A 6,550-nucleotide genomic window follows, 5' to 3' on the forward strand; every position below is an offset into this window, starting at 1 on the left:
GGATCTCCACATCATCCGGAAACAAAACCGGCCCGAGACACAGGTCGTGCTCGGGCAGGTACATGACGGGTGGTGCAGGGCGAAGCTATCTTCCGCGGTCAGATCCTGCTGCCGGTCGCCGTGTCGGCGGACAGCCGCTGGGCGACGTAGATCGGGATGACGGAGAGCAGCACCAGGACGGCCGCCACCACGTTCACCACGGGCGCCTGCTGGGGACGGGTCATGTTGTTGAAGATCCAGATGGGCAGGGTCTCGATGCCCGGCCCGGCGGTGAAGGTGGTCACCACGATCTCGTCGAAGGAGAGCGCGAAGGCGAGCAGTCCGCCGGCCACCAGCGCCGAGCGCACCATCGGGAAGGTCACGTCGGCGAAGGCGCGGAAGGTGTCGGCGCCCAGGTCCATCGCCGCCTGCTCGTACGAGCCGGAGGTGCGGCGCAGCCGGGCCACGACGTTGTTGAAGACGACGACGATGCAGAAGGTGGCATGGCCGACGATCACGGTGAACATGCCGAGGCCGACCCCGAGCGGCTCCAGGACCGTGCTGAACGCCGAGTTCAGGGCGATGCCCGTGACGATGCCGGGCAGCGCGATGGGCAGCACGACGACGAACGAGACGGCGTCGCGTCCGAAGAAGCGGTGCCGGCTGACGGCGAAGGCGATCAGCGTGCCGAGCAGCAGCGCGATGCCGGTGGCTCCGAGTCCCGCCTTGACGGAGACCCAGAGTGCCGCGCGGGCACCGTCGTTGGCCCAGGCGACGGACCACCAGTGAAAGGTGAGACCGGGCGGCGGCCAGCTCGAACTGCGCTCCGGGTTCAGGGAGTTGACGAGGACGAGCAGCAACGGCAGGTAGATCACGGCGAAGCCGAACCCGGCGGCGACGCGCAGCGCGACGCGCGCGGTACGGGAGAGTTGCACGACGGGCTCCTCTAGAGGCTGCTCAGCGCGCCGGTGCGGCGCATGGCGAGCAGGTACACCACGATGACGACGACGGGGACCGTGCTGAGGGCTGCGGCCATGGGCAGGTTGAGCTCGATGTTGGAGTAGACGAGGTTGCCGATCAGTTGTGTCTTGCCGCCGACGATCTGCACGGTGATGTAGTCGCCGAGGCTGAGCGAGAAGGTGAAGACCGAGCCGGCGGCGACCGAGGGCAGCACCATCGGCAGCACGACCGACCGGAAGGTGCGCCCCGCCCTGGCGCCCAGGTCCGCCGAGGCGTCCAGGAGGTTCGCGGGCAGCTGTTCCAGGGCCGTGTGGATCGGCAGGATCATGTACGGCAGCCAGAGGTACGTCAACGTCAGTACGGCGGCGGGGAGTCCGAAGCCGGGGCCCGCGAGGCCGAACGGCTTCAGGATCCAGTCCGCGAGGCCGCCCTCGGAGAGGATCAGCCGCCAGGCGTAGACCTTGACGAGGTAACTGGCCCACAGCGGGGTGAGGATGGCCACCACCAGCAGCGGGCGCCGCTTCGGTGCGGCGATGCGGGCGGTGTAGAAGGCGAGCGGGAACGCGATCACCGCGCACAGGACGGTGACCGCGAGCGCGACGCCGATGCTGCGCAGGATCACCTGGCGGAACACGGGCGTGGTGAACAGCGTGTGGAAGTTGTCGGTCGACCAGACCTGGACGACCTGGGAGGTGAAGGAGTCCGTGGTCCAGAACGCGGAGACGAACAGCACCGCCAGCGAGCCGAGATAGAGCACGGCCAGCCACAGCAGCGGTGCGGTCAGCAGCAGCGACAGCCGGAGTCGGGGGCGCCGGTGCAGGGCCCCGGCGAGCCGCCGGACGGGGGAACGTCCGGCGGCCTGCACAGCAGAGGTCATCTCGATCAGCCCTTGATCTCGGTCCAGGCCTGGACCCACTTGGCGTAGGGCACGCACTTGACGTCGGTGCGTCCGTCCAGGCACTGCTGGATGGGCGTGTTCCAGAAGGCGATGTTCTTCCAGTACGTCTCGTCACCGGCGTGGTAGGTGGCGCACCAGTTCTTGTCGCTGGTCTCGGCGCAGGCCTTGGAGTTGGCCGGCGCCTCGCCGAAGTACTCGGCGACCTGGGCGTTGACCTTCGGGGACACGATCCAGTCGAGCCACTTGTAGGCGCAGTTGGGGTGCTTGGCCTTGGCGGACACCATCCAGGTGTCGGACCAGCCGGTCGAACCCTCGGTGGGGACGAAGGCCTTGACCTTGGCGCCCTCGTCGGTCGCGAGGTTGGCGATGACCTGCCAGGTGGTGCCGACGACGGAGTCGCCGCTCTTGAAGGCGGAGATCTCCTTGAGGTAGTCGCTCCAGTACTCGCCGACGTCGGCGTTCTGCTTCTTGAGCAGGTCCACGGCGGCGTCGAACTGCTTCTGGTCCAGCGCGTACGGGTCCTTGATCTTCAGCTCCGGGCGGGTGGCCTTGAGGTACAGGGCCGCGTCGGCTATGTAGATCGGCGAGTCGTACGCGGTGACGTGGCCCTTGTAGCGGGAGGCGTCGTCGAAGACGGCGGACCAGGAGGTGGGCGCGGGCTGCACCTTGTCGGTGTTGTACATCAGCAGGTTGGCGCCGCGGCCGTGCGGGATGCCGTAGGCCTTGCCCTTCACGGAGTTCCAGGCCTGCTGCTTCAGGCCGCTGAAGACGTCCTTGTAGTTGGGCACGAGGTCGGTGTTGACGGGTGCCGCGTCGCCGGAGGCGATCAGGCGCAGGGAGGCGTCGCCCGAGGCGGACACGGCGTCGTACTCGCCGGTCTTCATCAGCTTGACCATCTCGTCGGAACTGGCGGCGACCTTGGAGTTGACCTGGCACCCGGTCTGCTTCTCGAAGTCGCTGACCCAGTCGGTCTTGGGGTCGTTGGAGCCGTCCTCGACGTATCCGGCCCAGGCGATCAGGTTGACCTGGCCCTCGGTCTTGCCGAGCTTCGAGGGCGCCTTGAGGTCGGGCGGGTTGAATCCGGTGGCGGCGGAGCCTCCGCCGGATCCGGAGGAACCGCAGGCGGCGGCCGTGAGGAGGACCGCGGCCGCGGCGGCGGCCCGGAGGGTGCGGTTGAGACGCATGAGGTTCTCCGTGCTGGGAGGGCTGGGACGACTGGGAGGTGGGAGCCGGTCGGTGCCGGAGGTCAGTGCCGGTCGGGGAGCTGGAAGGCGTGGCTGCGGCGCCACTGGAGGCGGACGCGGCTGCCCCGGTAGGCGGCGACGTCCTCGGAGGAGGTGTCGAGGTTCTGCTGGACGGCGGTGAGGCGGCCGCCGACGTCGAGGTCGACGAGGAGGCGGGTCGCGTCGCCCAGGTAGACGACCTCGGCGACGGTTCCGGCGGCCGAGGAGAGCTCGGCGGCACCGGTCCCGGCGGAGGCGCCGGCCGCACCGGACTCGGCCGCATCGGCGGCAGCGTCCGCGGCGAGGACCCGTATCTTCTCGGGGCGGATGCTGTAGGTGCCGGGGGCGCCGACGATCTGCCGGGCCGCGTCCCCCTCCAGCAGGTTCGAGGTGCCGACGAACGAGGCGACGAAGGGGGTCGCGGGCCGTTCGTAGATCTCGGCCGGGGTGCCGACCTGCTCGATGCGGCCCTGGTGGAAGACGGCGATGCGATCGCTCATCGTCAGGGCCTCCTCCTGGTCGTGGGTGACGAACACGAAGGTGATGCCGACCTCCCGCTGGATCGCCTTCAGTTCGCTCTGCATCTGCTCGCGCAGCTTGAGGTCGAGGGCGCCGAGGGGTTCGTCGAGCAGCAGCACCCGGGGGCGGCCGACTAGGGCGCGGGCCAGGGCGACGCGCTGGCGCTGGCCGCCGGAGAGCTGGGCGGGGCGCCGGTCGCCGAAGCCGTCGAGGCGGACCTCGGCGAGGGCCTTGCGCGCCCGGACCAGGCGCTCGGCCTTGGCGACCTTGCGGACCTTCAGGCCGTAGGCGACGTTCTCCAGCACGGTCATGTGCGGGAAGAGGGCGTAGTCCTGGAAGACGGTGTGGACGTCCCGCTCGAACGGGGCGCGGCGGGTGACGTCCTGCCCGGCGAGCTCGATGACGCCGCCGGTGGGCTCCTCGAATCCGGCGATCATGCGCAGGACGGTGGTCTTGCCCGAGCCGGAGGGGCCGAGCAGGGAGAAGAACTCCCCGTCCGCGATCTGGAGGTCGACCCCGGAGACGACCTCCGTCTGACCGAAGGACTTGCGTACGCCCCGGAGCCGGATGGCGTTGCTTCCCATACGGGAACCTTTCTGCGTGGTCGAGCGTTGGACCGAAACATATGAAGTCATAGTTCAAAACTCAAGAGCTCGTTAGGGTAAAGAGTGATCCAAGTGGTTAGGGGTGGTGGCTGTGCAGCAGGAGACACATGGAGCGCGCAGGGCTGTCTTCGTGCCCGTGGACTCGCAGGCGCGGGTCGACGTCGTCGTCCGGCGACTGGGCAACGCCATCGAGCTCGGCCTGCTGGAGGACGGCGAGCAGCTGCCCGGGGAGCTGGAACTGGCCGCGCTGCTCGGCGTCTCGACCGTGACCCTGCGCGAGGCACTCGTCACCCTCAGGACCCGCGGCCTGCTCACCACCCGGCGGGGCCGCGGCGGCGGCAGCTTCGTGACACTGCCCGCCGCACCGCCCGTCGAGCGGCTGCACGAGCAGCTGGCCGACTGGAGCACCGAGGAACTGCGCGACCTGGGTGACCACTGGGCGGCCGTCTCGGGGGCCGCGGCCCACCTGGCGGCGCAGCGCACCGAGCCCGGCGACCTCGTACCGATGCAGCGCTCGCTCCAGGCCCTGCGCCAGGCCCGCGAGCCCTCGGAACGGGCGAGGATCTACGGCCGGTTCCATGTCGAGGCGGCCGCGGCGGCCCAGTCGGCGCGGCTGACCCGGGCGGCCGTCTCGCTCCAGGCCGAGGCCGGTGCCCTGATGTGTCTGGTCCTCGCCGACAACTCCTATGCGGAAGATGTCACGCGTCGTCACCATGACGTAATCTGCGCCCTGCAGAATGGCGCGGGCGACCAGGCGCGTGCCCTGATGGAGGAGTGCGTCCGGACCTCCGTGGCCCGCCTGGTGGAGCTGCGCCTGCGGGCACTGTGACGGCGACGAGGCTGCGGCCCGGGGAGGACTCTTATGGTCAGCGGCCTCCGCGCCACGACCCCGGCCGGGACCGGGATCGACCAGGCGGTCCTCGACGACCTCTCCGACGCCGTCCGTGACGTGGTGGAGCGGGTCTTCGACACGGTCGCGCAGACCCGGGCGCTGTGCACGGCACGGCTGGCCGCGGTCGCCGCCGAGGGCCGCCGTCCCCTCTCGGCGGATCTGGCCGGGCTCCGGCCTCATCTGACCAGCCGTCTGCGGCAGGGCGGTCTGGTCTCCGGGCTCGGGTTCGTCGCCGCCCCGGGGCTGCTGGCGGACACCGACACCCTGCTGGAGTGGTGGCAGGCCGACGCCGCCGGACAGGTCGCGCCACTGCTGCTCGACCTGGAGGGCTCCGACTCGCCCTACGCCGACTACACGCACTGGGAGTGGTACGCGCACCCGCGCGACACCGGCCGTCGTATCGTCGCCGGCCCCTACGTCGACTATCTCTGCTCGGACGAGTACAGCCTCACGTTCTCCCTGCCGGTCGTCTGCGAAGGCCGCTTCGCGGGAGTCGCCGCCGCGGACGTGTACCTGCGGCACTTCGAGACGACCGTCGCCCCGCTGCTGCGGCGCCTGCCCGCACCGGCCAGGCTGGTCAACGCGCGCGGACGGGTGGCGGCCTCGACCGACCCGCACCATCTCGTCGGCTCGCTCACCAGGGAGTTCGACTTCGCCGCGCTGCACGCCGGTGCGGCCCTGCCCACGACGCGGGACGGACTGGCCCTCTTCCCCTGCGGGGAGACCTCGCTGCTGCTGGTCACGCCGACCGGCTGACCTGTTGCGGACCGCCCCCACCGTGTGACCACGCGGCCCCCGCCCCCGTCGGACGCCGCCGACAGGCGACAGATCCCGTCCCGCGCGCGGCGGAGGTACCGTGACCGGGGCGCACACGGCAGCGACCGTCCGACCGGAAGGGCACGGATGCCGATGGGACAGAGCGGACCCTGGAGCGGCGCACTGCGCGAACGCGTGGGCGGCGGCATCTTCGCCCGCGTGGCGGGACCCGACGGTCCCCGCAACCGCGCACGGATCCACGACACCCCGGGCCCCCGCTGGTTCGGGCCGGAACGTCCCATCCGCAGGGTGCACGGAGACGCGTCCATGTTCATCGGCGGACTGTCCGCCCTGCTGCTCCAGTCCCTCCATCCGCTGGCCATGGCCGCTGTGTCCGCCCACTCGGGCTTCCGCGGCGATCCCTGGGGCAGGCTCCAGCGGACCAGCACGTTCCTGGCGACGACGACGTACGGCACCGCCGACAGCGCCCGGCTCGCCTGTGAGCAGGTGCGGACGGTCCACGAGCGGGTCCGCGGGGTGACGCCCGAGGGAACGGCCTACCGTGCCTCGGACCCACATCTGCTGGGCTGGGTCCATGCCGCCGAGACCGCCGCCTTTCTCGGCGCCCATCAGCGCTACGGACTCCGGCCGCTGACGGCCGAGGAGCGCGACGAGTACGTCGCGGACACGGCACGCGTGGCCGTCGCCCTCGGGGTCC

At 70.6% G+C, this 6,550-nt stretch carries 7 protein-coding genes; 3 read left to right on the forward strand and 4 right to left on the reverse strand.

Going from position 1 to position 6,550, the window contains the following annotated elements; genetic code table 11:
- Positions 1-98: 98 nt before the first annotated feature.
- The 4 genes from ABT085_RS42235 to ABT085_RS42250 all read right to left on the reverse strand — a co-directional run bounded on the left by ABT085_RS42235 (position 99) and on the right by ABT085_RS42250 (position 4,163).
- Positions 99-914, reverse strand: coding sequence for an ABC transporter permease (locus tag ABT085_RS42235; protein WP_351621210.1), 816 nt, complete (start codon positions 912-914; stop codon positions 99-101).
- 11 nt (positions 915-925) lie between these two features.
- A complete protein-coding gene (locus ABT085_RS42240; protein WP_351621213.1) occupies positions 926-1,816 on the reverse strand; it encodes an ABC transporter permease in 891 nt (296 codons plus the stop codon).
- Between the two features lie 5 nt (positions 1,817-1,821).
- Complete coding sequence (locus ABT085_RS42245; protein ID WP_351621216.1) at positions 1,822-3,021, reverse strand: ABC transporter substrate-binding protein; 1,200 nt, start codon at positions 3,019-3,021, stop codon at positions 1,822-1,824.
- A gap of 62 nt (positions 3,022-3,083) precedes the next feature.
- Positions 3,084-4,163, reverse strand: coding sequence for an ABC transporter ATP-binding protein (locus tag ABT085_RS42250; RefSeq protein ID WP_351621219.1), 1,080 nt, complete (start codon positions 4,161-4,163; stop codon positions 3,084-3,086).
- 112 nt (positions 4,164-4,275) lie between these two features.
- On the opposite strand from ABT085_RS42250, the gene ABT085_RS42255 reads away from it, so the two are divergent.
- The 3 genes from ABT085_RS42255 to ABT085_RS42265 form a co-directional block, all read left to right on the forward strand.
- Entirely contained in the window at positions 4,276-5,013 is a 738-nt protein-coding gene (locus ABT085_RS42255) for a FadR/GntR family transcriptional regulator (RefSeq protein WP_351621222.1), read from the forward strand.
- 33 nt (positions 5,014-5,046) lie between these two features.
- Complete coding sequence (locus tag ABT085_RS42260; protein WP_351621225.1) at positions 5,047-5,832, forward strand: cache domain-containing protein; 786 nt, start codon at positions 5,047-5,049, stop codon at positions 5,830-5,832.
- Positions 5,833-5,985: 153 nt separating this feature from the next.
- Positions 5,986-6,550: oxygenase MpaB family protein (locus ABT085_RS42265; RefSeq protein WP_351621228.1), on the forward strand; the 565-nt coding region annotated here is incomplete at its 3' end.

Origin of the sequence: Streptomyces sp. NPDC002265, assembly GCF_040296125.1 — a bacterium.
Taxonomy (GTDB): Bacteria; Actinomycetota; Actinomycetes; order Streptomycetales; family Streptomycetaceae; genus Streptomyces.